The organism is Mesorhizobium qingshengii (assembly GCF_900103325.1).
GTDB classification, from domain to species: Bacteria; Pseudomonadota; Alphaproteobacteria; order Rhizobiales; family Rhizobiaceae; genus Mesorhizobium; species Mesorhizobium qingshengii.
This window is the reverse complement of record NZ_FMXM01000003.1, coordinates 463,892-488,543: the sequence shown is the minus strand read 5'-3', so window position 1 is coordinate 488,543 and position 24,652 is coordinate 463,892. Positions and strand designations below refer to the sequence as shown.

Below are 24,652 nucleotides of genomic sequence, written 5' to 3'. Positions count from 1 at the left end.
GAAAAGCCAATTGCTTGGCTTTTCGAGCTTCGAACGCCCTGAGCCTGCGAAGGGCCAGGCTGACAACTGGCGAGACCTGCCGGGTCCCCGCTGCTTCGCAGCGTCCCGGCGTTCGCTGGCCTTTCATCGTGCCACTGGCACGATGAATTCGCTTCGCGAACCGGCCACTCACCCCCACAAGGGGGAGGGTGAAAGATCAATCCGAAACGGGCGTGTTCTCGTCAACGTCGACGCGGAAATTGCCTTCGAGGATTTCGGCCTTCTTCTTCTCGACCAGATCCTTGACGTCTGCCGGCAGCGTCTTGTCGAACTTGTGGTAGGGCGCCAGATAGGAGCCGCCCTTGGCCATGCGCGAGAAGTCGCCATAATCCTGCGCGGTGAAGACGCCGGCCTTGACCAGCTTGATCGCCTGTTCGACCGTTGGATACATGTCCCAGACCGGGCCGGTGATGACCGTGTCGGGGCCGAGGCTCGACTGGTCGGACATGTTAGAGATGGCGAGGATCTTCTTCTCGGCCGCCGCTTCGATGACGCCGAAACGCTCGGCGTAGATCACGTCGGCGCCGGCGTCGATCTGCGCGACGGCCGCTTCCTTGGCCTTCGGCGGATCGAAGAACGAGCCGATGAAGGCGACCTTCTTCTTGATGTTCGGATTGACCTCCTTGGCGCCGGCGAAGAAGGCGTTGACCAGCCGGTTCACCTCCGGAATGCCCATCGCCGCGACAGCGCCGATCGTGCCCGACTTCGACATCTTGCCGGCGATCATGCCGGAGAGATAGGCCGGCTCGTGGATCCAGTTGTCGAAGACGCCGAAATTCGGTTCCGCCGGGCCAGCGCCCGAGCCGAACAGGAAGGCGGTTTTCGGGAACTGCTTGGCGGTGCGGCGCGATTCGCGCTCGGCGGCGAAGGCGTCGCCCAGCACCAGCTGGTAGCCGCCTTGCGCATATTCGCGCATGACGCGGCTGAAATCGGCGGTCTGCACTTTTTCAGACCATTTGTACTCGATGCCGAGTTCCTTCTCGGCCTTCTGCAGGGCGACATGGATCTGGTTGTCCCACGGCTCCTCGATCGGCGTGGCGAAGATCGCCGCCACTTTCAGCTTCTTGTCCTTGGCGAAGGCGGCGCCCGGCAGCATGGCCGCGGCTAGGCCAAGCGCGCCCAGCTCCAGCACGTTGCGTCGCGAAAGCCCTTCGCGTTTTATCTGGAATTTGTTCTTCCGGTTTTCCATTGCATTCCCCTCTGTTCGACAGCCGTGTCGAGCCGGCCGTTCGTGAAAATGTCAGACGGCGAACTATGGAACGACGCTAGACTTTTGTCCACATGGTCAAATTTGACGACGCGCCGGAAAGAACTGTTGGTCAAACCCGCTCGAGCGCAATGGCGATGCCTTGGCCAACGCCAATGCACATGGTTGCCAGCGCGTAGCGGCCGCCGCGCTCGTGCAGCTCCAGCGCCGCCGTGCCCGATATGCGGGCGCCTGACATGCCCAAGGGATGGCCGAGCGCGATGGCGCCGCCATTCGGATTGACGTGCCCGGCATCCTCGGCAATGCCGAGTTGGCGCAGCACGGCGATGCCTTGCGAGGCAAAGGCTTCGTTGAGCTCGATGACATCGAACTGCTTTGGTGTCAGGCCAAGCCGCGCGCAAAGCTTTTGCGTCGCCGGCGCCGGGCCGATGCCCATGATGCGTGGTGCAACGCCGGCGGCAGCACCGCCGAGAATACGAGCGATCGGCGTCAGGCCATACTTCTTTGCGGCCGCTTCCGAGGCAACGATCAGTGCCGCCGCCCCGTCATTGACGCCGGAGGCATTGCCGGCCGTCACCGTGCCGCCCTGGCGGAACGGCGTCGGCAGCTTGGCCAGTGCCTCGACTGTGGTGCCGGCACGGGGATGCTCGTCCTTGGAGACGACAACCGCATCGCCCTTGCGCTGCGGGATGGTCACCGGGGTGATTTCCTTCGCCAGCCGGCCATTTGCCTGCGCTGCGACTGCCTTGTCCTGGCTGCGCACGGCAAAGGCATCCTGGTCGGCGCGTGACACGGAAAAATCCTCGGCGACATTCTCGCCGGTCTCCGGCATCGAATCGACGCCGTACTGTTTCTTCATCAGCGGGTTGACGAAGCGCCAGCCGATGGTGGTGTCGTAAATCTCGGCATTGCGTGAGAACGCTGTCTCGGCCTTGGGCATGACGAAGGGAGCGCGGCTCATCGATTCGACGCCGCCGGCAATCATCAGCTCCGCCTCGCCGGCCTTGATGGCTCTAGCTGCGATGGTCAGCGCATCCATGCCGGAGCCGCACAGGCGATTGACGGTCGAGCCGGAGACCTCCTTCGGCAGGCCGGCCAGCAGCAGCGCCATGCGCGCCACGTTGCGATTGTCCTCGCCGGCCTGGTTGGCGCAGCCATAGACGACGTCGTCGACCGCCTGCCAGTCGATGCCTGGATTGCGCTCGACCAGCGCTTTCAGCGGGATGGCGCCGAGGTCGTCGGCACGCACGGAGGACAGCGACCCACCAAAGCGGCCGATCGGCGTGCGGATGTAATCGCAGATATAGGCCTCGGCCATGCTAGGCAGCTTTCTCTTTTCCGGTTCCCTCATGCGCCGCTTTGGTGCGGGCCTGCAGGTCGCGCAATGTCCTGAGTTCGAGTTCGCTTGGCGCCGGCGTTTCGTCAAGCGCCTCGGCGAACTTAACGACCCAGCCACAGGTCTCCTGCACCTGCTGGCGCGTGACACCGGGGTGCAGCGACCCAACCGTGAATTCCTTGGTCACCGGATCCGGCTTCCAGATGGCGAGATCGGTGATCAGCAGTGTCGGGCCAGCAGTGTCGATGCCCAGGCGTTTGCGATGGTCGCCGCCCTCGCCATGGCCAAAGGAGGTGAAGAAGTCGATCTTCTCGACCATGCCGCGCTTGGTCTGCGCCATGGTGATGTAGACCTGCTTCGACGACGTCGCGATTTCCGGCGCGCCGCCGCCGCCGGGCAGCCTGGTCTTGGGATGGAAATAGTCGCCGATGACGGTGGTGTTGATGTTGCCGAACTTGTCGAGCTGGGCCGCACCGAGGAAACCGATCGAGATGCGCCCGCCCTGCAGCCAGTAGCGGAACATTTCCGGCACCGCGACGGTGGTGACCGCGGTTTCGCACAATTCGCCGTCGCCGATCGACAGCGGCAGCACGTCGGGTGCGGTCCCGATCGTGCCGCTCTCGTAGATCAGCGTGATGTCAGGCGCATGCGTCAGCCGCGCCACATTGCAGGCGGCGGAGGGCGCGCCGATGCCAACGAAACAGACGTCGTCATTCCGGAGCGCGCGGCTGGCGGCGATCGTCATCATCTCGTTGGGGGTGAAGCCCAAGGGGTTCTGATTGTCGCTCATGCCGCTTTCCTCAGATGCTCGACCCGGGCCGCGAAATCGTCGGCACTCTTCTCGATCACGTTCGCCTGCATCCACGCCCGGAATTTTTCACGGTCGGCGGCGATCTCGTCCCATTCCAGATAGGCGGCGTTGTCACGCGCATAATAGCCATGCGCGTAGGACGGATGCGAGCCGCCGGGCACGACGGCAATCGCCGCGATCGTCCAGCGCGGCAGGACGGTCAGATTGGGGTGCAAATCGTCGAAATTGTCGACCACTTCCTCCACCGTCACCACCGCGCGCCTGGCCGCCAGCACAGCTTCCTTCTGGATGCCGATGATGCCTTCGACCAGCACATTGCCTTTGCGGTCGGCCTTCTGCGCATGGATGAAGGTGACATCAGGCCGGATCGAGGGAACGGCGGCCAGCACTTCGCCGGTGAACGGACAAGTGACCGACTTGATGTTCGGATTGACCGCCGCAAGGCCGGCACCGCGATAGCCGCGAAACACCGCGCAGGGCAGGCCGGCCGCACCAGCCTCATAGGCATTGGCCATGCCGGCGTGGCTGTGCTCCTCGATCTCGATCGAACGCGGAAACCCGTTCTCGATGGCATCGCGGGCGCGCCGCAGCAGGCCGACGCCGGGGTTGCCGACATAGGAGAAGACGATCTTCTTCGCCATGCCCATGCCGATCATCTGGTCGTAGATCAGGTCCGGCGTCATGCGGATCAAAGTCAGGTCGCGAAAACCCTGGCGGATCGCCTCGTGCGCCGCCGCCGTCGGGATCAGATGGGTGAAGCCCTCGAAGGCGACCGTATCGCCATCATTCAGGTTCTCCGCGACGGCCTGTTTGAGCGGCAGGAACTTGACCATCCAACGTGCTCCGGGATTCAAAGTTCGTATTGCGAACATATGTTCTATATGCGATACTTTTATGCCGATTGAGGGCGCGGAGTCAATCCGGACGACAACACCTTCCGCGGAGGTTCGATGGACGAAGAGACCGCTTCCCGTGACCATGTTGGCTCGCTCGAGCGCGGCCTCGCCGTCATGGAAATCCTCGCCCGCCACCCCTCGGGCATGACGCTGACCGAAATGGCCGAGGAAGCCGGCCTGACCCGTGCCGGCGCCCGCCGCTTTCTGCTGACGCTTGTCGCCACCGGCTATGCCACCCAAGCCGGCCGCGTGTTTTCGCTGTCGCCGCGCCTGCTGACGGTTGCCCGCACCTGGCTCGGCGGCGGCTCGCTGTGGAGCTTCGCCGCGCCGATCATGCGCGCGGTGGCTACACAGCTGAACGAAGCCTGTTCGGCTGCCATCCTGTCGGGCCAGGATGTCGTCTACGTCGCCCGCATTCCCGGCCGCCGCATCCTCAGCGTGTCGCTGGATGTCGGTACCCGCCTGCCCGCCTATTGCACCTCGATGGGGCGTGTCCTGCTGGCCGGACTAGCGCCGGGGGAACTCGACACGTTCCTCAGCCAGGCGACCATCGAGCGGCGGACGCCGAAGACGATCACCGACAGGCATGTGCTGGCCGACGTCATCGGCAAGGCGAAGGCGGACGGCTTTGCCATCGTCGACGAGGAGCTGGAACTCGGCCTGCGCTCGATCGCCGTGCCGATCCGCGACGGCTCAGGAAGCACGGCCGCGGCAATCAACGTCTCGACCCAGTCGGCGCGATTCACCGTCGCGGAAATGGAACGGGAAATCCTGCCCGCGCTGCTTGGAGCCAGGCAACGCATCGAGGATTTCTTCGTCGTCTAAGAAGGCCTTTTGCTTGAGTGGGTGACCTCGGCGCCGCCCCTCATTGCCCTGCCGGGCATTTCTCCCCGTGGAACGGGGAGAAAGTGGCTGGCCGCAACGCCATCGCTTTTTCTTGTACCGTTGGTGATTGGCGAAACCATCGATGACAGCGCCCCTCTCCCCGTCACTATACGGGGAGAGGATGCCGGCAGGCAGGTGAGGGGCCGCGCCGACGTAGCATTTCCTTTGATACAAAGCCGGAGGCTCGTGCCCCTCAATGCTTGATCCGATCCCGCATGGCGTACCACAGCATGCCGAGCACGTAGAGCGGGCCGCGCAGCGCCGTGCCGCCGGGGAACGGCATGGGCGTGAGCGTCGAGAACAGGTCGAGCCGTGAAGCATCGCCGGTGATCGCTTCGGCCAAGAGCTTGCCCGACAGCGTCGACAGGATGACGCCCTTGCCGGAATAGCCATGCGCGAAATAGACCTCGCCATAGTGCCCGACATGCGGCAGCCGCGACGTCGTCACCGACACCAGCCCGCCCCAGGCATGATCGATGCGGCAGCCCTTGAGCTGTGGGAAGGTGCCTTCCATGTGCGGCCGCACGAAGCCGGCAATGTCGGCCGGCGGCGACGGCGTGTAGCGCTCGCCGCCGCCGAACAGCAGGCGTCCATCGGCCGACATGCGGTAATAGTTGACGACGAAGCGCGTGTCGGACACCGCGACATTGGCCGGGATGACATTGCGCTTGCCTTCCAGCGGCTCGGTGGCGACGATGTAGTTGCCGACCGGCATGATGCGGCTGTTGACGCGCGGCTCCAACCCATTGAGCAGGGCGTCGCCCGCCAGCACGACATGCCTGGCCCTGATCGAACCCTTTGATGTCGATACCCGGATCGAAGGCTCGCGCTCCAGCCGCGTGGCCACCGAATTCTCATGGATGGTGACGCCGGCCGCGACCGCCGCCCGGGCAAGCCCGAGCGTGTAGTTGAGCGGATGCATGTGGCCGCCCAGCGGCTCGTACATCGCGCCATGATAGGGCGTGTCGACCTTGGTCCGGGCGTCCGCCGCCGACAGGATCTCGACGTCGCGGAATTTCATCACGCTCTCGAGGCATTTCGCCTCTTCTTCCAGATCCCGGAGATCGGAGCTGTTGACCGCGCCGACCAGATGGCCGGTCAGCCGCAGGTCGCAATCGATGGCATGGCGCTCGATGATGTCGAGCACCAGCCCGCGCGCCTCGAAGGCGAGATCGAACAGCACCTTCGCCCGTTCAGGCCCGTAGAGCTTGACCAGGCCCTTGGCGCCCTTGCGCAGGCCGGGGATCATCTGGCCGCCATTGCGGCCGGAAGCCCCCCAGCCGATCTTGCCGCCTTCGAGCAGCACCACCTTCAGCCCGCGCTCGGCGGCGTGAAGGGCCGCGGACAGGCCGGTACAGCCGCCGCCGACAACCACGAGGTCGGCCTCGACATCGCCGACAAGAGCCGGATGGTCCGGCGCCGGATTGGCGGTGGCGACATAGTAGGATTTGCCGATATCGAGACCCGAATTGAAACCCGTTGAACTTGAGGCCATGATCACACCTTTAAGAGCAGGTGGTCGCGTTCCCAGCTCGTCACCACGCTCTGGAACAGATCGAGTTCGACGCTCTTGACGCGCAGATAGGTCTGGAAGAAATCCTCGCCGAGCAGTTTCCGCACCGGGTCACAGGCCGCGAACCGGTCCAGCGCCTCCTCCATGGTTTTCGGCAGCGTGCTCTTGATCTTGTAGGCATTGCCCGACGCCTCGGCCGAGCGCGCCAGCTTCTGCTCGACGCCGAGATAGCCGGCGAGCAGCGAGCCGGCGATCGCCAGATAGGGATTGGAATCGGCACCCGGTAAGCGGTTCTCCACCCGTCTTGCGGCGCGGCCACCGGCCGGCACGCGCAGTCCGCAGGAGCGGTTGTCGTGCGACCACTCGATGTTCGCCGGCGCGCTGTGGTTCGGCCGGATGCGGCGGAACGAGTTCACGTTGGGCGCGAACAACGGCATGATCTCGGGGACATATTTCTGCAGGCCGCCGATGAAATGGCCGAACACCTCGGTGTCGGCATCGTCGCCGCCGGCAAACAGCGTCTTGCCGGCGTCGTCGATGACCGACATGTGCAGATGCATCGAACTGCCGGCCTGTGCGGCGATGGGCTTGGCCATGAAGGTGGCATGCATGCCACACTGCTGCGCAGCCTGCCGCGTCAGCCGCTTGAACAGCAGCACCTTGTCGGCCAGCGGCAGCGCGTCGCCATGCAGGAAGTTGATTTCCAGCTGTGCGGTGCCCGACTCATGGATCAGTGTGTCCAGCGGCAATCCGGCCGCCGCGGCGTAATCATAGATACGCCGGAGCACCGGCTCGAACTCCTCGAGCGCCGCCATGTCATAGGGATGCTGCACACCCTCGGCGCGGCCATTGGCGCCGACCGGCGCGGTCAGCGGCTGGTCGGGATCGGGATTGGGCGCGGTGAGATAGAATTCGAGCTCCGGCGCCACCACCGCCCGCCAGCCGCGCTGGCGATAGAGATCGAGCACGGTCCGCAGCACATGGCGCGGCGAGGCCATCCATGGCCGGTCGTCCATATGGAACGCATCGGCGAAGACATAGGCCTTGCCCGCAGCCCCAGCCGGCGCCAGGCAGAGCGTCGAGACATCCGGCACCATGCGCATGTCCGGGTCCGAATAGGCAAAGCCCTCATCGATCGAGCCGGAATAGCGGCCGTCGATGCTAACCAGGAAGGCGCTGCTCGGCAGATACAGCGCGCGGTCCTCCAGCGCCTTGAGGAACTTGGCCGTCGGCAGCGCCTTGCCGCGCAGCACGCCATTCATGTCAGGCACCAGGCACTCGACCTCGTTGATGCCGTGCTGGGCCAGCCAGGCCTTGGGATCGTGGCCGTTGAAGGTCGCGGTATTCGTCGTGTATTTGTCAGGCATTTCGTTCATGTCCGTATCAGGGAGAGTATGGCTTGCGCGGCCACGTCCGTTCCGGGTTTCAGCGCCATCTGGGCTGCATTGTCCCTGAGGCGGGCGCGCATCGCATCGTCGGCCAGCAGGCCGAGAATGGCTCTCTCAAGTACGTCTTCCGTCCAGCCATCACGGCTGATGTGGTTGCCGACGCCGGTCTCCTCGGCGCGTCGGGCATTGTCATGCCCGTCCCAGCAATAGGGCATGATCAGCGAAGGCACGCCGAATCGCAGCGCCTCGCAAAAGCTGTTGTTGCCGCCGTGGTGAATGAACAGGTCCGACTTCGCCACCACCGAGGGCTGCGGAAACCAGGCGTCGAGATAGACATTGTCCGGCACCGCGCGGTAGGCGTCGCGCAGGCCGCCGGCATTGACGATGAAACGCGCCGGCAGCCTGTCGAAGACGGCCAGCATGCGCTGGATCAGTCCGACATCCATGGCGCCGAGGCTGCCGAAGCTCATATAGACCAACGGCCCATCGTTGCGTGGGAACACCGGCACCTCGAACGGCCCTTCCGAACGCACGCAGCCTTCGAGATAGACGAAGCGGGCCGGGTCGAGCGGCTCGGCCCGCTCGCGGCGCACGATCGACGGTGTCAGCAGGAGGTTGAGGTCCGGCGAGGTTTCCAGGAACAGACCCTTCGGCAATGGGGCCAGGCCGGCGTCGACGCGAAAACGGTTGAATCGGTCGTGCGCCGGCGCCGAAGCCGAGAGATAGCGGGCCTCGAACGCCGCGCGTTGCGGATCGTCTGTGCCAAGCCCCGAGAGATAGGGGGGCACATTGGCGTCAGGCAATTCCGTCTCGGCGCAGGAGACGACGCGCACCCAGGGACAGCCCGCGGTTTCTATCGCCGGGAACATGATGACATTGTCGAGCACCACCGCGTCCGGCTTCAGCCGCGCCAGCAATTGGCGCAGCGGCGCCTCGGCATTGACCGCGGTATCGACGATCGCCTGCCAGGTCGGCGCGACATAGGTTTCCAGCTGGTCGATCGGGCTCAGCCTGAAATGCGGCAGGTGCCGGCGCACGAAGGCCTGCCAGTAGCTCTGGCGCTCGCTGTCGCTCAGCGGCTCGTCGGTCGGCAACTGGTATTCCTGAAAGCCGTAGTCGGCAAAGACGCCGGAGAAGCCGGCATGGCAGATGAACACCGGCCGGGCGCCCCTCGCACGCAAGGCCTGCGCGATGCCGACGCAATTCAGCGCCGCGCCGAAGCTCGCCTCGGGAAACAGCGCGATGGTCGGGCTGGCTTTACGCGTCAATTAATCCTCGTCATTCCGGCCGGCTGATCATGCCGAACAGCGCGGGGGCCCCGCGGCTGGCCGCTTGTGGTCGCTGAGTGCGGGAAAGCCGCAGGTGAACGCGAAGCAGGTCGGCAGCCACCTCATACTGCCGGCTTTCGAGATGGTCGAGTATGTTCAGGTGCTCGCGCAGCGATTGCCGCAAGCGAAAGACATTGACGCTGCCATAGATGCCCGGCAGCCGGCGCAGCCTGAGGTGACCCGCCAGCGCATCGGCAACGAAGCGGTTGGCACAGCCCTCGGCGATCATGCCGTGAAAATCGATGTCGAGCCGCTGGAACTCGCGCGTGTCGAAGGCGGAGTCCGGTAGCGCCGCCAACGCTTCCATGCCCTGGCGCAGCGCCGCCGCCCGCGCTCCGTCCAGCCGGAAGCCGGGCGTCAGGATGGCTGCCGGCTCCATCAGCAAGCGGAATTCATAGCTTTCGCCTTGCGCCTCCGGATCGTCAGGCGCGCGGCGGAAAAGCCAGGACTGGCCGGGTGCACGGTCCAGCAGATTTTCTTCCGTCAGTTTGTTAAGCGCTTTTAGTACCGTCTTGCGCTCGGCATTATACCGCCGCATGAGCCCCGCGGCGGTCACCGTCTGGTCCAGCCGCCGTGCCGAGCGGTCGCGCAGGATCGCTTCGGCCAGCTCGTCCTCCTCGGTAACAGGCAGCTCTGCGGCAATCGTCGGCTGCGCGGTGAGGTCGATGGCCAGATGATAACCGGAATCCGCCTCCCAGCGCACGACGCCCCGGTCCGCGAGCAGACTGAGCGCCGCCCGCACCGGCGTGCGCGAGACATTGCACAATGAGGCGATCTGCTGCTCCGGCAGCCGTGCACCGGGCTCGAAGCCGCGCTGGCGCGCCACATCGAGGATGCGCTGCGCCAGATCGAGGTGGTTGGTGCGAGGTCGTCGGGCTGCGGTTTGCATGACTGGTCTCGGTGGAACGAATGGGGCCGGATTGATTTGACCGATCGCCCGCGCGGACGCAATCGGCCAGATTCCTCGGTCGCTTGGCAAATTATGGATTGACGTACTTTTTTCTGCAATAGTACTGTCAATGTAATCGGCGAGAAAAAGACCGGGGAACAGGATCGAGGCAGCGGCACGGGTCGCAAGCGTTGGTCCGACGAATGAAATTCGACGATCAACCGGAATGGGAGTCTGTCATGACCGCTACCAGCCTGCGGCGCCGTGCGCTGAGAACGTCTTCAATCGCGCTCGGCCTGGCCTTGGCGCTGTCTGCGCCGGCGATGGCCGCCGACCTCGTCATTTCCAACTGGGACGGCTACATGGCGCCGGATGCCATGGCCGCCTTCAAGACCGCGACCGGCGTTTCCGGCGAAGTGGTGGTGCACGCCACCAATGAAGAGATCATGGGCAAGCTCATCGCCGCTGGCGGCAAGGGCTATGATGTGGTCTTCGTCTCCTCACCCTTCGCCGAAGTGCTGAACAAGCTCGGCCTTACCGAGCCGATCGACCACGCCAAGGTGCCCAACCTCGCCAACCTCTATCCCCAGGCAACCAAGCTGCCGCACGATGTCGGCAACACATTCTCCGTGCCCTACACCTGGGGCACGACCGGCCTTTGCTACCGATCGGATTTGGTGAAGGTCGCACCGACGAGCTGGAGCGACCTGCTCGCTCCCTCGGACGATCTCAAGGGCAAGACCACCATGCTGGCGACCGACCGCTGGCTGTTGGCCGCCGGCCAGCTCGACAAGGGTTTTTCCGTCAACGAGACCGATCCGGCCAAGATGGCCGAGGTCAAGGACCTGCTGATCTCGGCCAAGAAAACCCTGCTCGCCTATGACGACACCACCTTCTATTCGAAGCTGGTCTCAGGCGAGGCGTTGATGGTGCAGGCATGGGACGGCTGGTGCAACTATGGCATCGCCGAGAAGCCCGAGATCAAGTACGTCATCCCCAAGGAAGGCTCCGACCTGTGGGTCGACACGATGGTGGTGATGAAGGCGTCCGCCAACAAGGATGCCGCCTTCCAGTTCATCAATTTCATGCTCGACGCCAAGAACCACGCCTGGGCGGCACAGAACATCGACTACAAGGTGCCCAACAAACCGGCCATGGAAAGCCTGCCCGCCGATTTCCTGGCGAAATTCCCCAACATGGCGATGCCGGTGGCCGATCTCGTCAAGTTCGAACAACTGCGTGACGTCGGCGACGCCCAGCGCGACTATTCGAAGATCGTCAGCGAGATCAAGGCCGCGCAGTAAACGGCCAGACATCACGGCCGGTGGCACTTCTGCCGCCGGCCTTGAGCGGTATCAGAAATTGTCCCAGACCCGACTTCGCTCCTCCCTGCTGATGGCCCCGGCGCTGGTCTGGCTGACCGCGCTGATGGTGGTGCCGTGCGCGCTGGTGCTGGCGCTCGCCTTCTTCCGGCGCGGCATCTATGGCGGCATCGAATACACCTTCACGCTGGAGAATTTCGGGCTGGTCTTCGACCCGCTCTATGCCGGTATCTTCCTCAAATCGGCACGCATCGCCGGCACCGCCACGCTGATCGCGGTGTTGATCGGTTATGCCGCCGCCTACGCGATATCAGCCGCACCGCGCCGGCTGCAGCCGGTGTTCTTGTTCTTCGCCGTACTGCCGTTCTGGTCCAACTATCTGATCCGCACCTATGCCTGGATCGTGCTGCTCAACCGGGAAGGGCTGATCACGCAGCTGCTGCGCTGGTTCGGCTATACCGGCGAGCCGCCATCGATGCTCTACACCGAAGGCGCGGTCATCGCCGGCCTGGTCTACAGCTATTTGCCCTTCGTCATCCTCGCCTGCTACGCGCCGTTGTCGCGCCTCAACCCGGAACTCGCCGAGGCCTCGCGTGACCTCGGCGCTTCTGCGATGACTACCTTTCGCCGTGTCATCCTGCCGCTGACCGTGCCCGGCATCGCCGCCGGCGCCGTCTTCGTCTTCGTGCTGTCGATCGGCAACTTCGTCACGCCGGCACTGCTCGGCGGCGGCCGCTTCCAGATGATCGGCAATCTCGTCTACGACCAGTTCCTGACCGCCAACGACTGGCCCTTCGGCGCGGCCCTCGCCATGGCGCTGATCGCTATCATGCTGTTGGTGCTGATGGCGCAGGCGCTCGCCGCCGACCGCGCTTCGGGCCGCGCCGCTGAGGCCAAAGGCAACGCCGATGGCTGAGCGTGCTCTCCTTCCCTTCTCCCCGTTCACGGGGAGAAGGTGCCCCGAAGGGGCGGATGAGGGGCGGCGCGAGCCTTTGCGACACTTGGCGCTGCCCCTCATCTGCCTGCCGGCATCTTCTCCCCGTGAACGGGGAGAAGGACGCTGGTCGTTCGCTTGCCTCCTAGTTTTCGGAGGGCAACGATGACTCATTCCTTCGCCCGTGCCCTCGGCATGCGGACAATCCTCGTTCTCGTCTTCGCCTTCCTCTACATCCCGATCGCCGTGCTCGTGGCGCTGTCCTTCAATGAAGGCGGGCTGCCGACAGCATGGTCCGGCTTTTCGCTGAAATGGTATGTCTCGCTGGCCGGCAATTCCGCCATCCTCTCAGCCGCGCTCAACACGCTGATCGTGGCGCTGGTTTCGACCGCGATCGCCACATTGCTCGGCACGCTGCTGGCGATCGGCGTCGAGATGCGCCGGCAATATGGCAAGGGCCTCGAGGCGCTGATCTTCGCGCCGATGATCATTCCCGACATCGTACTGGCGATCGCGCTGCTGTCGTTCTTTTCGATGCTCAACTTCACCATGGGGCTGCACACCATCATCCTTGCCCATGTCGTCTTCAACCTCGCCTTCGTCTGTTCGGTGGTGCGCGCCCGGCTGAAGAGTTTCGACTGGTCGATCGTCGAGGCATCCGCCGACCTCGGCGCCTCCGCACTCACCACCTTCCGGCGGGTCACCTTGCCGGTCATCCTGCCGGCGGTGATCGCCGGCGCGCTGCTCGCCTTTACGCTCTCCGTGGACGAATTCATCATAGCCTTCTTCACTGCTGGTGCCGGGCGCGCCTCGACCACGCTGCCGATGCAGATCTACGCAATGATCCGCTTCGGCATCACGCCGGAGATCAACGCTCTGGCGACCATCGTCATGGCGGTCTCGATCACCGCGCTGACCCTGTCGCAGCGGCTCAACCGTGGGATCATCGGCCAATGAGCGAACCCCGCACGCTGCTGGCCATCGATCATGTGTCGAAGAATTTCGGCCGGGTCACCGCCGTCGACGGCATCTCGCTCGACATCCGCGAGAATGAATTCTTCGCGCTGCTCGGCCCATCGGGCTGCGGCAAGACCACGCTGTTGCGCATGCTGGCCGGCTTCGAGACGCCGAGCGACGGGCGCATCCTGCTCGACGGCCGCGACATCGCCAGGACCCCGCCCAACAAGCGACCGGTCAACCTGATGTTCCAATCCTACGCGCTGTTCCCGCATATGAGCGTCCGCGCCAATGTCTCCTATGGGCTGGAGATGGAGCGTTTGCCGGCAGCCGAAATCCGCTCGCGTGTCGACGCCATCCTGGCAACGACCGAACTCGTCCCCTTCGCCGACCGCAAGCCGGAGCAATTGTCCGGCGGCCAGAAGCAGCGCGTCGCGCTAGCCCGGGCGCTGGTCAAGCGGCCCCGGCTGCTGTTGCTCGACGAGCCGCTCGGCGCGCTCGACAAGAAACTGCGCGGCGCCATGCAGCTTGAGCTGAAACGCCTGCAACACGAGGTCGGCATCACCTTCGTCATCGTCACCCACGACCAGGAAGAATCGCTCGTCATGGCCGACCGCATGGCGGTGCTCAGAGATGGCAAACTGCTGCAGTGCGACACCCCGCACACGGTCTACGAACATCCCGCCGACCGTTTCGTCGCCGACTTCATCGGCGTCATGAACTTCGTGCCCGGCAAGGTCGCCACCGATGGCGTTATGGCGAGCAATGGCGCGCGCATCGCCGGCAAGGTTCCCGCCGCGCTTCCGCCCGGTGCTTCCGCCGTTGCTTCAGTGCGGCCCGAACGCATCCGGTTGTTCCCTGAGATTCAGACCGCCAACCGCACCACCGGCACGGTCGAGGCGCTCGCCTATCACGGGCTCGACCTGCAGCTGCATGTCCGCACGCCCCTGTCGCCAAAACCATTCCTGGTGCGCGTCACCGCCGATGCGGCCGACCGCCGGCCGGTCTCGTCGGGCGATCAGGTCGAACTCGGCTGGGACGCCGCCGATGTCAGAATTTTCGCAGAATAGAGGAGAAGCTTGATGGCGCAGAAGACGATCGCGTTCTTTCCCGAAGCGGCCTACGGCCCGGCGCTCAATTCCGTTGGCATCGCCCAGGCGGTCGAGGCGCGCGGCCACAGAGCGGTTTTCCTGTCCGACCCCGGCTTCGTCGATGTCTACAAGGGCTACGGCTTCGAGGCCCATCCGGTGAACCTGTCCGAGCCGATGCCGCCCGAGCAGATGGCCAAGTTCTGGGAGGATTTCATCAACGGCCACATCCCGAACTTCCGCAAGTCGCCCTACGACCAGGTCGACAACTATGTGAAGGATTGCTGGACGGCGATCGTCGACAGCGCCAAATGGGCGCAGAAGGATCTGCCGCGCGTTCTGGCCGCCATCAAGCCTGACGTGATCTGCGTCGACAACGTCATCCTGTTCCCGGCGATCAAGCAGTTCGGCAAGCCGTGGGTGCGCGTCATCTCCTGCTCGGAAAACGAGATCGAGGACGAGGACATCCCGCCGCATCTGTCGGGCTGCGGCGAGAACGACCATGCCGGGCACCAGCGCTACCGCGATCACTTCAATGCGGTGATCAAGCCGATCCATGACGACTTCAACGCCTTCCTCACCGCCAACAACGAAGCACCCTATCCGATCGGCCAGTTCTTCGAGGCCTCGCCCTATCTCAACCTGCTGCTCTATCCCGAGGCGGCGAAATTCAAGCGCCGCCATCCGCTCGACCCGGCAAAGTTCCAGTATCTGGAAGGCTGCGTGCGGCAGGAGAAACCTTACACGGTACCGACCTTCGCGAAAAACAATGACGGACCGCTGCTTTATGTCTCCTTCGGCAGCCTGGGGGCCGGCGATGTCGAGCTGTTGAAGCGCATCATCACGACTCTGGGCAAGACGCGCTACCGCGCGTTGGTCAATGTCGGCGGCTACAAGGACCAGTACACGGACGTGCCCGGCAACGTCATCGTCGAGAGCTGGTTCCCGCAACCTTCGGTCATCCCGCAGGTCGACGCGGTGATCCATCATGGCGGCAACAACTCGTTCACCGAGTGCCTCTATTTCGGCAAGCCGGCGATCATCATGCCCTATGTCTGGGACGGGCATGACAACGCCACCCGCGTGCAAGAAACCGGCCACGGCTTCGGCATGCCGCGCTACGACTGGAGCGATGCCGAGCTGATCGCCAGGATCGAAGCCTGCCTGACCGACCCGGCCATGAAGGCGAAACTGGCGAAGACCTCGGCGCAGATGCACGCGCAGAACGGGCCCGAGAAGGCGGCCGGGTTGCTGGAGGCGCTGCTGTGACCTCCTCCGCCCCGCACCTCCACCAGGCCTCCACCCGCACCGATCTCGTCGACTGGGGCGCCCAGCCGGACGCGCTGGACGGCGCTTCGCATTCGACCGGCAGGCTGGTGCACAAGGGACCGAACAACCGGCCGGAATCCGGCATCTGGGTGTGCACGCCAGGACGCTGGCGCCTGAGCATCCCGCGCGACGAATTGTGCCATTTCGTCGCCGGTCGCGCGACCTACAGGTCGGATGTCGGCGAAGTGATAGAAGTCTCCACAGGGACCGTGGTCATGTTCCCAGCCGGCTGGACGGGTGAATGCACCGTGCATGAGACCATGCGCAACGTCTACATGCTGGCTTGAACGGCAACGGAACTTGATCACATGTCGACACCGCACTGGCCGAAGGCCTCAAGCGTTGAACTGGAGGATTGGGGCGCGGGGGCCAACACGCTCGCCGGCGCGCCTCGCGTTTCGGGACGGATCCTCTCGAAAACCCCGGACGGGTCGAGCGAATGCGGCCTGTGGTGCTGCACGCCGGGCACCCGCAAGGTCACCTTCGCCGCCGACGAGTTCTGCCACTTCCTGTCGGGTCACGGCAGCTATGTCCATGAGAATGGGGAGCAAATTCCGGTTGAGGCCGGCACGCTCGTGTTCTTCCCTGCCGGCTGGACCGGCATCTCCATCATCACGCAAACGCTGACCAAGGCCTTCATGTGCCGGTAAGCAGCCATTTCAAGGAAATCGATATGACCACGCTGATCATGCAATCCCCGCTCGCCATCACCGACCTCGTCGACTGGGGCGTCATCCCGACCATGATCGAGGGGCAATCCCACACCTCGGGCAAGCTGCTGCACAAGGGGCCGGAAGGCCGCTCCGAATGCGGCCTGTGGGTCTGCACGCCCGGCAAATGGCACTGCCACGTCACCCGCGACGAGTTCTGCCACTTCCTCGAAGGCCGCTGTACCTATGTGCATGAATCCGGAGAGGTGATCGAGATCGAGCCGGACACGGCAGCCTTCTTTCCGCAGGACTGGAAAGGCGTCTGCACCGTCCATGAGACGATCAAGAAGGTCTACATGATCCGCTGAGCGGATCCGAGAGGATGTCCATGCATTTCTCCCCTGACCGGCCGGCGTTCTTCGTCAATCCGAACTACCGGCCGATGGCCGGCGCGACGAAACCGGTGATCGATCCGGCGACGCTCGAAACCGTCGGCGCGATCTCGGCCGCTACAGATAGTGAAATCGACGCCGCGCTTACCGCCGCGACCAAGGCGCAGGCCGCCTGGAAAAGGCTCGACGCCAAGAGCCGGGCAAAGCACCTGCATGCCGTCGCCAATGCCATCGAGGCGGCAGACTTCACACGCTGCGCCGAGCTGATGGTGCGCGAGATGGGCAAACCCTATCCCGAAGCCATCGGCGAGATCGCCAATTGCGCGCCGATCTTCCGCTACTATGCCGAGATGGCGCGCGACGACGCCGGCAAGATCGCCGGCACGACGCAGGCCGGTTCGTTCCAGTATGCGCGCTACGAGCCCTATGGCGTCTCCGTCCACATCATGCCCTACAATTTTCCGATCCTGCTGATGTGCTGGACGGTGGCCGCTTCACTTGCCGCCGGCAATGCCTGCGTGATCAAGCCGGCCGAGGCGACGACGCTGTCGACGCTGGACTACATGGCCATGTTCCGCTCCCTGCCGGAGGGCCTTGTTTCCTGCCTGCCAGGCGGCGCGGCCACCGCGCAGTCGCTGATCGCTTCCGATCGCACCCACGCCGTCGCCTTCACCGGCTCGGTCGCCGCCGGCAAGGCGGTTGCGGTGGCCTGCGCCGAACGCATGAAGCCGTGCGTCATCGAGGCCGGCGGCAGCGATCCGCTGATCATCAGCCAACACGCGCCGCTCGACATAGCGGCGGCTGGCAGCGTCACCGCCGCCTTCCACCTCACCGGCCAGGTCTGCACCTCGGCCGAGCGCTTCTTCGTCGTCGACGCCGTGCACGACCGCTTCGTCGCGCTGTTCGCCGAAAGGACGCGCGCGCTGCGCATCGGCAACGGCATGGACAAGACCGAGATCGGCCCACTGGTCAGCGAAGCCGCGCGGACCAAGGTCATGCGCCTGGTTGACGACGCCATCGCGCACGGCGCCAAGGCGGTCACCGGCGGGCGCATCCCACCGGCGCACAATGTAGGCTGGTTCTACGAGCCCACCATCCTCACCGGCGTCACCCCGGATATGGCGATCGTGCGCGAAGAGTGCTTCGGGCCGGTCGCCGCGATCTGCCGGGTCAAGGATTTCGAGGAAGCGATCCGGCTTGCCAACGACAGCCCGTTCGGGCTCGGTGCCTCGGTCTTCACCACCGACCTCGCCGAGGCGCATGAGGCGGCCGAACGGCTCGAGGCCGGTATGGTCTGGGTCAACAATCCGCTGATCGACAATGACGCCCTGCCCTTCGGCGGCTGGAAGGCCTCGGGCCTCGGCCGCGAGCTTGGACGCCAGGGGCTGGACGCCTTCCGCCGCTCGAAGATGGTCATCATCGACCACAAGCCGGCAATCCAGGAATGGTGGTACCCCTATCCCGACAGCTGGTTCCGCGAGACCGGCGGCCGCAAGCACGTGTGAGCGAGAAGCCGTCGAGGCATCCGTGTCTAAGGCGGCCCAGCGTTCCACCGGAATCTTGGTGCGGACGTAGCGCTCGATCACTCGCGTCCGCCCATCCGGGCGATGAACGGTTCGTTGAATGGGGTGTCGACCCAGCCTGGGCAGAGTGCGTTGACGCGGACATTGTGCTGGGCATGGCCGAGCGACATCTGCCGCGTCACTGCCTCCGCCGCATGTTTGGACGTGACGTTCGCGGTATTCCTCCAGCCCCCAATCAGCGTTTGATCAGGCTGTCGCGCCGGCTTCCCAGGAGCCGGTCTCGGCCATTCGCTTCAGCAACGGTGCCGGCTTGAACACATCCTTGCCAGTCCGCTGATGCCAGTATTCGAGCCGCTCGATGATCTTGCCCGCCCCTTCGAGACCAGCCCAGAACATCGGGCCGCCCTTGCCGATGGGAAAGCCGTAGCCGTTGACCCAGACGACGTCGATGTCGGACGCGCGGGCCGCTATCCCTTCCCTTAGAATCTTCGCGCCTTCGTTGACCAGGGGATAGAGCGTGCGCTCGATGATCTCCGCGGCGCCGATCGCACGCGGCGCGATGCCCTTCTCGGCGGCCTTGTCGCGGATGAGCGCCTCAACCTCGGGATCCGGGACCGGTGTGCGAGCGCCGCTCTCATAGAGATAGAAGCCACGGCCAGTCTTCTGGCCGAACCGCCCTTGTTCGCACAGCGTATCGGCGATCACGGCCGTCTGGCCGCGCGCCTTGCGGTTGCGCCAGCCGATGTCGAGGCCAGCGAGATCGCCCATCTGGAACGGCCCCATCGGCCAGCCGAAATCGGTGAACGCCTGGTCGATCTGGCGCGGCGTGGCACCCTCCAGCAGCAGCGCTTCGGATTCGGCGCCACGCGCCGCCAGCATGCGGTTGCCGACGAAGCCGTGGCAGACGCCGACGACGACGGCCACCTTGCCGATCCGCCGCGCCAGATCGACCACAGTGGCCAGCGCATCGGGCGCGGTCTTGTCGGCCCGCACGATCTCCAGCAGCTTCATGACATTGGCCGGCGAGAAGAAATGCAGACCGAGCATATCCTCCGGACGCGAGGTCGAGGCGGCGATTTCATTGATGTCGAGATAGGAGGTGTTGGTAGCGAGGATCGCGCCCGGCTTGGCCACCGTATCGAGCATGCCGAAAACCTCCTTCTTGACCGCCATATCCTCGAACACCGCCTCGACGATCAGGTCGCAATCGGCGAGATCGGCATAGTCGGTGGAACCCTTGAACTGCGCGAACCGCTGCCGCTTGGCGTCTTCGGTCAATGAACCGCGCGAAACGGAGACGGCATAGTTCTTCTCGATGGTCGCCAGCCCGCGCTGCAATGCTTCATGGCTGGTTTCCAGCAAAGTCACGGGATAGCCGCCATTGGCGAAAGCCATGGCGATGCCGCCGCCCATCGTGCCGGCGCCGATGACGCCGACGCGGGCGATCCTGCGCTTGGGCGTGTCCTTGCCGGGTACCCTTGCTGCCTCACGTTCGGCGAAGAACAGGTGGCGATGGGCGCGCGACTGGTCGCTGGCGACGAGCTTCACGAAGAGCTCGCGCTCCGCCGCCAGCGCCTCGTCGAAGGGCAGCGTGACGGCATTGCGCACCGCTTGCGCGCAGGCGATCGGCGCTTCGAGGCCACGCGCCTTCCTGGCAAGATCCGTTGCCTCGGCGTCGAAAGCCACCAGGTCGGTTTCCCTAAGCCCCTCATCGCGATCGCGCACCGGCGTGAAGGGACCACCCATGCGGGCCATTTCCCTGGCGAAGTTCACCGCATGCGTGGTCAGATCGCCTTCGAAGACGGCATCGGCGAGACCGGCGGCATGCGCCTCGGCCGCACCGATCGGCGCACCGGAAACGATCATCTTGAGCGCCTTCACCGCGCCGACAAGACGCGGCAGCCGCACCGTGCCGCCGCCGCCCGGCAGCAGGCCGAGCTTCACCTCGGGAAGGCCGAGCTTGGCGCCGGCATCGGCGACGCGGAAATGGCAGCCGAGCGCCAGTTCCAGCCCACCGCCGAGCGCGGTGCCGTGGATGGCGGCGACCGTCGGCTTGGCGATGGTCTCCAGCATGGCCACAATGGCACGCAGATCGGGCTGCTGTATCGGCTTGCCGAACTCGGTGATGTCTGCGCCAGCGACAAAAGTCCGGCCGGCGCAAGCGATGACAATAGCCGCGACCGAAGCATCATCGCGCAAGGCGACCAAAGCCTGCATCAACGGGTCGCGGACATGAAAACTCAACGCGTTGACCGGCGGATTGTCGATGATGACGATGGCGACATCACCGTCGCGACTGACCTTCAGGAAATCGGACAACAAAACCTCCCAGCATTGGTGAGCGGCCAAGACCGCGCGAACGGGATTTACAGCGCCATGACGCGGATGGGAACCGGATGCCGGCCTGGCACAATGATTACCGGCCTTGAAAGTGCCCAGGGTGTGTTGGGATTCAGGTCAGCCGAGCCGAGAATGGTGGTTTTCGAGAACCGGCGCGCTGCGTACTTTTAGGTGAGTGAGCACCGGAAGCGCAGAAAAATGCCGTTCGCAGGCCGGCATCACCCGGCAGCCTCCGCCGCCACCATCTCCGGTAACGCGGCGTGGACGGCGCGTCCGCCACGCCAGGAGGTGCTGCCGCCGGACATCCTCCAAAGGAAAGATGTCCGACAGAACAGAGGGGTGTGCTGTCCCACCAGCATCAACGTTCTGCGACATCACAACTAACGCAAGGCCTTCTGCCCACCCGCCGCCGTGATCACGCCAACGATGATCAGCCCGGTCAGCAGCAGACGCACGCCGGCGCTGACGCCGAACGTGTTGAGCATGGTCAAAAGCAGAACCAGGAACAGGGCCGCGCCCCAGACGCCGGGCACGTTGGCCTTGCCGCCGGCCACCGACGTGCCGCCGATGACGACGACGGCGATGGACGCCAGCAGATACTCGTTGCCGATATCGACATTGGCGCCGCGGAAATAGCCGGCAAGCAGCGCGCCGTCGATGCCGCCGAGCGCCCCCGACAACGTGTAGGTGAGGAAGCGGATGCGGCCGACATTGACGCCGGCGAGCCAGGCGGCGCGTATGTTCTGGCCGATTGCCAGCACCGAGCGGCCATAGATCATGCGCTGCAGCGCTATTGCCGCACCGATGGTGAACAGCACGGTGAGGATCGCCAGCACCGGAATGCCCAGCACCTGCCAGTTGGCGAAATCGGCGAAGCCGGGCGGCGGCTTGATCTGCAGCCCGCGCCCATAGCTGATGTCGATCGACTGGATGATGAAGCTGGCCGACAGCGTGGCGATGATCGGCGGAATGCGCAGCGCCCAGATCAGCAGGTAATTGACGACACCGATCGCGGCGCCCGTGGCGAGCGCCGCCAGCAGCCCGACCGCGATCATAGTATCGCTGCCGTCCATGACCTTCATGGCGACGGCGCTGGCAAGCCCGATATTGGCCGGCAACGACAGGTCGACATTGCCTGGGCCAAGCGTGATGACGAACATCTGGCCGACGCCGACGATGACGGTGAACACCGCCAGCGACAGGGCCGCGGTGACCATGCCGCCGGCGCCATAGCCGCCGGTGAAGACGATCGTCGCCAGCCACACCAGCACGGCGCCGAGGAACGACCATATCCAGGGTCTGCCGAGCAGCGCCTTCACCGATACCATTGCCTCACCTCTCCCTGCGGCTGATCAGCACCCGCGCCGCCAGCACGATGATCAGGATGGCGCCATTGGCGGCCACCTGCCAGTCGGGCGGAATGTGCATGAAGGTGAGCAGCGGCGATGCGGCGAGCGCCAGCGTCAGCGCGCCAAGCACCGCGCCGATCGGCGACACCCGGCCGCCGACGAATTCGCCGCCGCCGAGGATGACGCCGGCGATCGCCAGCAGCGTGTACCCATTGCCGATATTGGCATCGGCCGAGGTGGTGATGCCGATCAGCGCCATGCCGGACAGCACGCCGAACAGGCCCGCCAGCGAAAACAGCACGATCTTGGTCTTGAGCAGCGACCAGCCGGCACGCCCGAGCGCCGCCGGATTGCCTCCGGAGCCGCGCAGGATCACGCCGTAGGAGGTGCGCATCAGGCCGAAATGAACGATGAGGCCGATCAGCAGCGCCGCGATGATCGGGAACGGGACGAAAGGCGGCTTGAACGCCATGATCGCCAGCAGCCAGTCCGGCGCCTTGCCGCCAGGTTTGGGCAGGACGAGAATGGCCAGACCCTGCCAGACGAAGCTCATGCCGAGCGTCACCACGATCGAGGGCAGGTTGCGCAGATGGATCAGCGCGCCGAGCAGCGCATAGACGCCGATCGAACCGAGCAGGATGGCGACGCCGATGAGCGGAGCGTCCTTCAGCCATGTCGCCGTGACGCAACCGACGAAACCGACGAAGGTGCCGATCGACAGGTCGAGCTCGTTGCCGGCGATGACGAACATCTGCGCGATCGTCGCCAGCGCGATCGGGATCGCCAGGTTGAGCATCAGGCTGAAGCCGAAATAGCTGATCGCGCGAGGGTTGAGCCAGGCGATGGCGATCAGCACCAGCGCCAGCGACAGCGCCGGCAGCAGCCCGCGCAGCAGGCGGGCACGCGCCAGCGCCCCGCGCTCGGAGGAAGTCTTAAGGCCGGTGTCTACGCTGGCGGCAGTCATCTCAGGCCGCATCGCCGAACGAGGACTGGATGATCTTCTCTTCGGTCAATTCGTCGCGCCGCAAATTGGCGACGATCCGGCCGTTCTTGAAGACATAGATGTGGTCGCAATTGTCGAGCTCTTCGGTTTCCGTGGTGTACCAGAGGAAGGTACGGCCATTGCGGGCTTCTTCGCGCACGAGGTCGTAGACCTCCAGTTTGGTGCCGATATCGACGCCGCGCATCGGGTCGTCCATCAGCACGATCTGTGCGTCGGAGCCGAGCGCACGGGCAAACAGCGCCTTCTGCTGGTTGCCGCCCGACAGCGAGAAAATGTTGTTGTTCATGTCCGGCGTGCGGATGCCGATCTTTTTTTGCCAGAACTCGGCGAGTTCGGCCTCACGCTGCGGCGAGATCAACAGCCCGTTGCGCAGGCGTGCCAGCGAGCGGATGCCGATATTCTGCGCGATCGACCATTGCGGGAAGATACCATCCGACTGGCGGTCGCCGGCCACCAGCGCCACCGGCGCGGTCACCTCGATGCCGGCCCGGGCGCGCGACGCAGCCGCGAAGATCGCCAGCAGCAGGTCAGTCTGTCCATGTCCCGCCAACCCGGCAAGGCCGATGATTTCGCCTGCGCGGGCGACAAGTTCGTTGCCGTCCTTCTGCGCGGCGGGACGGGCCCGCACCCGCAGCGGACTAGCCTCGGGCTTGGCGGCGGCGACTTGCGCCGCGGCCTTCTGGCGCGCTTCCGCCCCGCCCATCGCCGTCACCAGCCGGTCGCGGTCGAAGGCACTGGCGGCGTCGGCGACAACCACCTTGCCGTCGCGCATCACCACGATGCGATCGGCATTCCGCAGCACCTCGCCCAGCACGTGCGATATCAGGATGCAGCTTTTGCCGCCGGCGACGAAGCGGCGCACGAAGGCCAGCAACTGGCCGGCCGTATGCGCGTCCAGCGACGATGTCGGCTCGTCGAGTATGACAAGGTCGAGCCGATCCTGGGTGACCGTAAAGGCGCGCGCCACCTCGACCATCTGCCGCCGGCCGATCGACAGGTCGCCGACAATGTCCGACGCCGAAATGCTATGCCCCGGAAAGATCTCGTCGAGCTTGGCGGCGATCAGCTCGGCCGCCTTGCGCCGCCAGCCGAAGCCGCGCAACGAAGCGTGGTTGATGCGCGTGTTCTCGGCGACGCTGAGATTGGGACACAGCGACAATTCCTGGAACACGCAGCGTATGCCGAGCTGCTGCGCCCGCGACACCGAGTAGTTGTCCTCGATGTCGCCATGCACGCCGATTCTGCCGCTGTCGGGCGTCAAGGTGCCCGCCACCATGTGCATGAGTGTCGACTTGCCGGCGCCATTGTGGCCGACGAGACCGACGCACTCGCCGGGACCGACGTGAAAATCCACGCCGCCCAGGGCGCGAACGGCGCCGAAATGCTTTTCGGCGCCGCTCAGTCTGATGATGTCAGCGTTCCCTTCAGGCATGCTCAACGATATCCGCTCGGCGATACGGACGGCAACGCTGC

22 protein-coding genes and 1 pseudogene are annotated in these 24,652 nt (G+C 64.8%); 10 read left to right on the top strand and 13 right to left on the bottom strand.

From position 1 onward, the window contains the following. Positions 1-196: 196 nt before the first annotated feature. The 4 genes from BLS48_RS06175 to BLS48_RS06160 all read right to left on the bottom strand — a co-directional run bounded on the left by BLS48_RS06175 (position 197) and on the right by BLS48_RS06160 (position 4,226). Complete coding sequence (locus tag BLS48_RS06175; RefSeq protein WP_091576093.1) at positions 197-1,228, bottom strand: BMP family protein; 1,032 nt, start codon at positions 1,226-1,228, stop codon at positions 197-199. 130 nt (positions 1,229-1,358) lie between these two features. Further along, positions 1,359-2,564 carry a 3-oxoadipyl-CoA thiolase gene (gene pcaF / locus BLS48_RS06170; protein ID WP_091576092.1) on the bottom strand — a complete coding sequence of 402 codons (1,206 nt, stop codon included), beginning with the start codon at positions 2,562-2,564 and terminating at the stop codon, positions 1,359-1,361. Between the two features lies 1 nt (position 2,565). Next, complete coding sequence (locus tag BLS48_RS06165) at positions 2,566-3,372, bottom strand: CoA-transferase subunit beta (RefSeq protein ID WP_091576091.1); 807 nt, start codon at positions 3,370-3,372, stop codon at positions 2,566-2,568. After that, a complete protein-coding gene (locus tag BLS48_RS06160) occupies positions 3,369-4,226 on the bottom strand; it encodes a CoA transferase subunit A (protein WP_091576090.1) in 858 nt (285 codons plus the stop codon). The genes BLS48_RS06165 and BLS48_RS06160 overlap by 4 nt, the downstream gene beginning before the upstream one ends. Positions 4,227-4,343: 117 nt before the next feature. On the opposite strand from BLS48_RS06160, the gene BLS48_RS06155 reads away from it, so the two are divergent. Continuing rightward, positions 4,344-5,114, top strand: a complete 771-nt coding sequence (locus tag BLS48_RS06155; protein WP_091576089.1) for an IclR family transcriptional regulator domain-containing protein — start codon at positions 4,344-4,346, stop codon at positions 5,112-5,114. A gap of 253 nt (positions 5,115-5,367) precedes the next feature. Here BLS48_RS06155 and BLS48_RS06145 read toward each other — a convergent pair whose 3' ends face one another. The 4 genes from BLS48_RS06145 to BLS48_RS06130 are packed head-to-tail and all read right to left on the bottom strand — an operon-like array spanning position 5,368 to position 10,292. Further along, the gene (locus tag BLS48_RS06145; RefSeq protein WP_091576088.1) at positions 5,368-6,669 is read right to left on the bottom strand and encodes an NAD(P)/FAD-dependent oxidoreductase; all 1,302 of its coding nucleotides are present in this window, start codon (positions 6,667-6,669) and stop codon (positions 5,368-5,370) included. Between the two features lie 2 nt (positions 6,670-6,671). Further along, positions 6,672-8,054 carry a glutamine synthetase family protein gene (locus BLS48_RS06140; protein WP_091576240.1) on the bottom strand — a complete coding sequence of 461 codons (1,383 nt, stop codon included), beginning with the start codon at positions 8,052-8,054 and terminating at the stop codon, positions 6,672-6,674. A 5-nt stretch (positions 8,055-8,059) separates the two neighbouring features. Continuing rightward, positions 8,060-9,343 carry a nucleotide disphospho-sugar-binding domain-containing protein gene (locus BLS48_RS06135; RefSeq protein WP_091576087.1) on the bottom strand — a complete coding sequence of 428 codons (1,284 nt, stop codon included), beginning with the start codon at positions 9,341-9,343 and terminating at the stop codon, positions 8,060-8,062. Between the two features lie 10 nt (positions 9,344-9,353). Next, positions 9,354-10,292, bottom strand: coding sequence for a GntR family transcriptional regulator (locus tag BLS48_RS06130; protein ID WP_091576086.1), 939 nt, complete (start codon positions 10,290-10,292; stop codon positions 9,354-9,356). A gap of 239 nt (positions 10,293-10,531) precedes the next feature. On the opposite strand from BLS48_RS06130, the gene BLS48_RS06125 reads away from it, so the two are divergent. From BLS48_RS06125 to BLS48_RS06080, 9 genes are all read left to right on the top strand, one after another. After that, positions 10,532-11,596, top strand: a complete 1,065-nt coding sequence (locus BLS48_RS06125) for a polyamine ABC transporter substrate-binding protein (RefSeq protein ID WP_091576239.1) — start codon at positions 10,532-10,534, stop codon at positions 11,594-11,596. 91 nt (positions 11,597-11,687) lie between these two features. Further along, positions 11,688-12,530: an ABC transporter permease gene (locus BLS48_RS06120; RefSeq protein ID WP_091576085.1), complete on the top strand. Its 843-nt coding sequence runs from the start codon at positions 11,688-11,690 to the stop codon at positions 12,528-12,530. 183 nt (positions 12,531-12,713) lie between these two features. Then, positions 12,714-13,505: an ABC transporter permease gene (locus tag BLS48_RS06110; protein ID WP_091576083.1), complete on the top strand. Its 792-nt coding sequence runs from the start codon at positions 12,714-12,716 to the stop codon at positions 13,503-13,505. Then, positions 13,502-14,575, top strand: a complete 1,074-nt coding sequence (locus BLS48_RS06105; protein ID WP_091576082.1) for an ABC transporter ATP-binding protein — start codon at positions 13,502-13,504, stop codon at positions 14,573-14,575. The genes BLS48_RS06110 and BLS48_RS06105 overlap by 4 nt, the downstream gene beginning before the upstream one ends. Before the next feature lie 12 nt (positions 14,576-14,587). Next, positions 14,588-15,862: a glycosyltransferase gene (locus tag BLS48_RS06100; RefSeq protein ID WP_091576081.1), complete on the top strand. Its 1,275-nt coding sequence runs from the start codon at positions 14,588-14,590 to the stop codon at positions 15,860-15,862. After that, positions 15,859-16,209 carry a cupin domain-containing protein gene (locus BLS48_RS06095; protein WP_091576080.1) on the top strand — a complete coding sequence of 117 codons (351 nt, stop codon included), beginning with the start codon at positions 15,859-15,861 and terminating at the stop codon, positions 16,207-16,209. The genes BLS48_RS06100 and BLS48_RS06095 overlap by 4 nt, the downstream gene beginning before the upstream one ends. A gap of 21 nt (positions 16,210-16,230) precedes the next feature. Then, the gene (locus BLS48_RS06090; RefSeq protein WP_091576079.1) at positions 16,231-16,572 is read left to right on the top strand and encodes a cupin domain-containing protein; all 342 of its coding nucleotides are present in this window, start codon (positions 16,231-16,233) and stop codon (positions 16,570-16,572) included. 23 nt (positions 16,573-16,595) lie between these two features. Then, positions 16,596-16,940 (top strand): cupin domain-containing protein, encoded by a 345-nt coding sequence (locus BLS48_RS06085; protein WP_091576238.1) that lies wholly within the window; start codon positions 16,596-16,598, stop codon positions 16,938-16,940. 20 nt (positions 16,941-16,960) lie between these two features. Next, positions 16,961-18,469: an aldehyde dehydrogenase family protein gene (locus BLS48_RS06080; RefSeq protein ID WP_091576237.1), complete on the top strand. Its 1,509-nt coding sequence runs from the start codon at positions 16,961-16,963 to the stop codon at positions 18,467-18,469. A gap of 24 nt (positions 18,470-18,493) precedes the next feature. Here the strand turns inward: BLS48_RS06080 and BLS48_RS06075 are convergent. The 5 genes and pseudogenes from BLS48_RS06075 to BLS48_RS06055 all read right to left on the bottom strand — a co-directional run. Then, positions 18,494-18,702: pseudogene (locus BLS48_RS06075) on the bottom strand (SDR family oxidoreductase); the annotation flags it as partial. 31 nt (positions 18,703-18,733) lie between these two features. Further along, the gene (locus tag BLS48_RS06070) at positions 18,734-20,806 is read right to left on the bottom strand and encodes a 3-hydroxyacyl-CoA dehydrogenase NAD-binding domain-containing protein (protein WP_091576236.1); all 2,073 of its coding nucleotides are present in this window, start codon (positions 20,804-20,806) and stop codon (positions 18,734-18,736) included. Positions 20,807-21,207: 401 nt separating this feature from the next. Further along, the gene (locus tag BLS48_RS06065) at positions 21,208-22,155 is read right to left on the bottom strand and encodes an ABC transporter permease (protein ID WP_091576078.1); all 948 of its coding nucleotides are present in this window, start codon (positions 22,153-22,155) and stop codon (positions 21,208-21,210) included. A 4-nt stretch (positions 22,156-22,159) separates the two neighbouring features. Continuing rightward, positions 22,160-23,140, bottom strand: coding sequence for an ABC transporter permease (locus BLS48_RS06060; protein ID WP_167364958.1), 981 nt, complete (start codon positions 23,138-23,140; stop codon positions 22,160-22,162). A gap of 1 nt (position 23,141) precedes the next feature. Next, entirely contained in the window at positions 23,142-24,611 is a 1,470-nt protein-coding gene (locus BLS48_RS06055) for a sugar ABC transporter ATP-binding protein (RefSeq protein WP_091576076.1), read from the bottom strand. Positions 24,612-24,652: the final 41 nt, after the last annotated feature.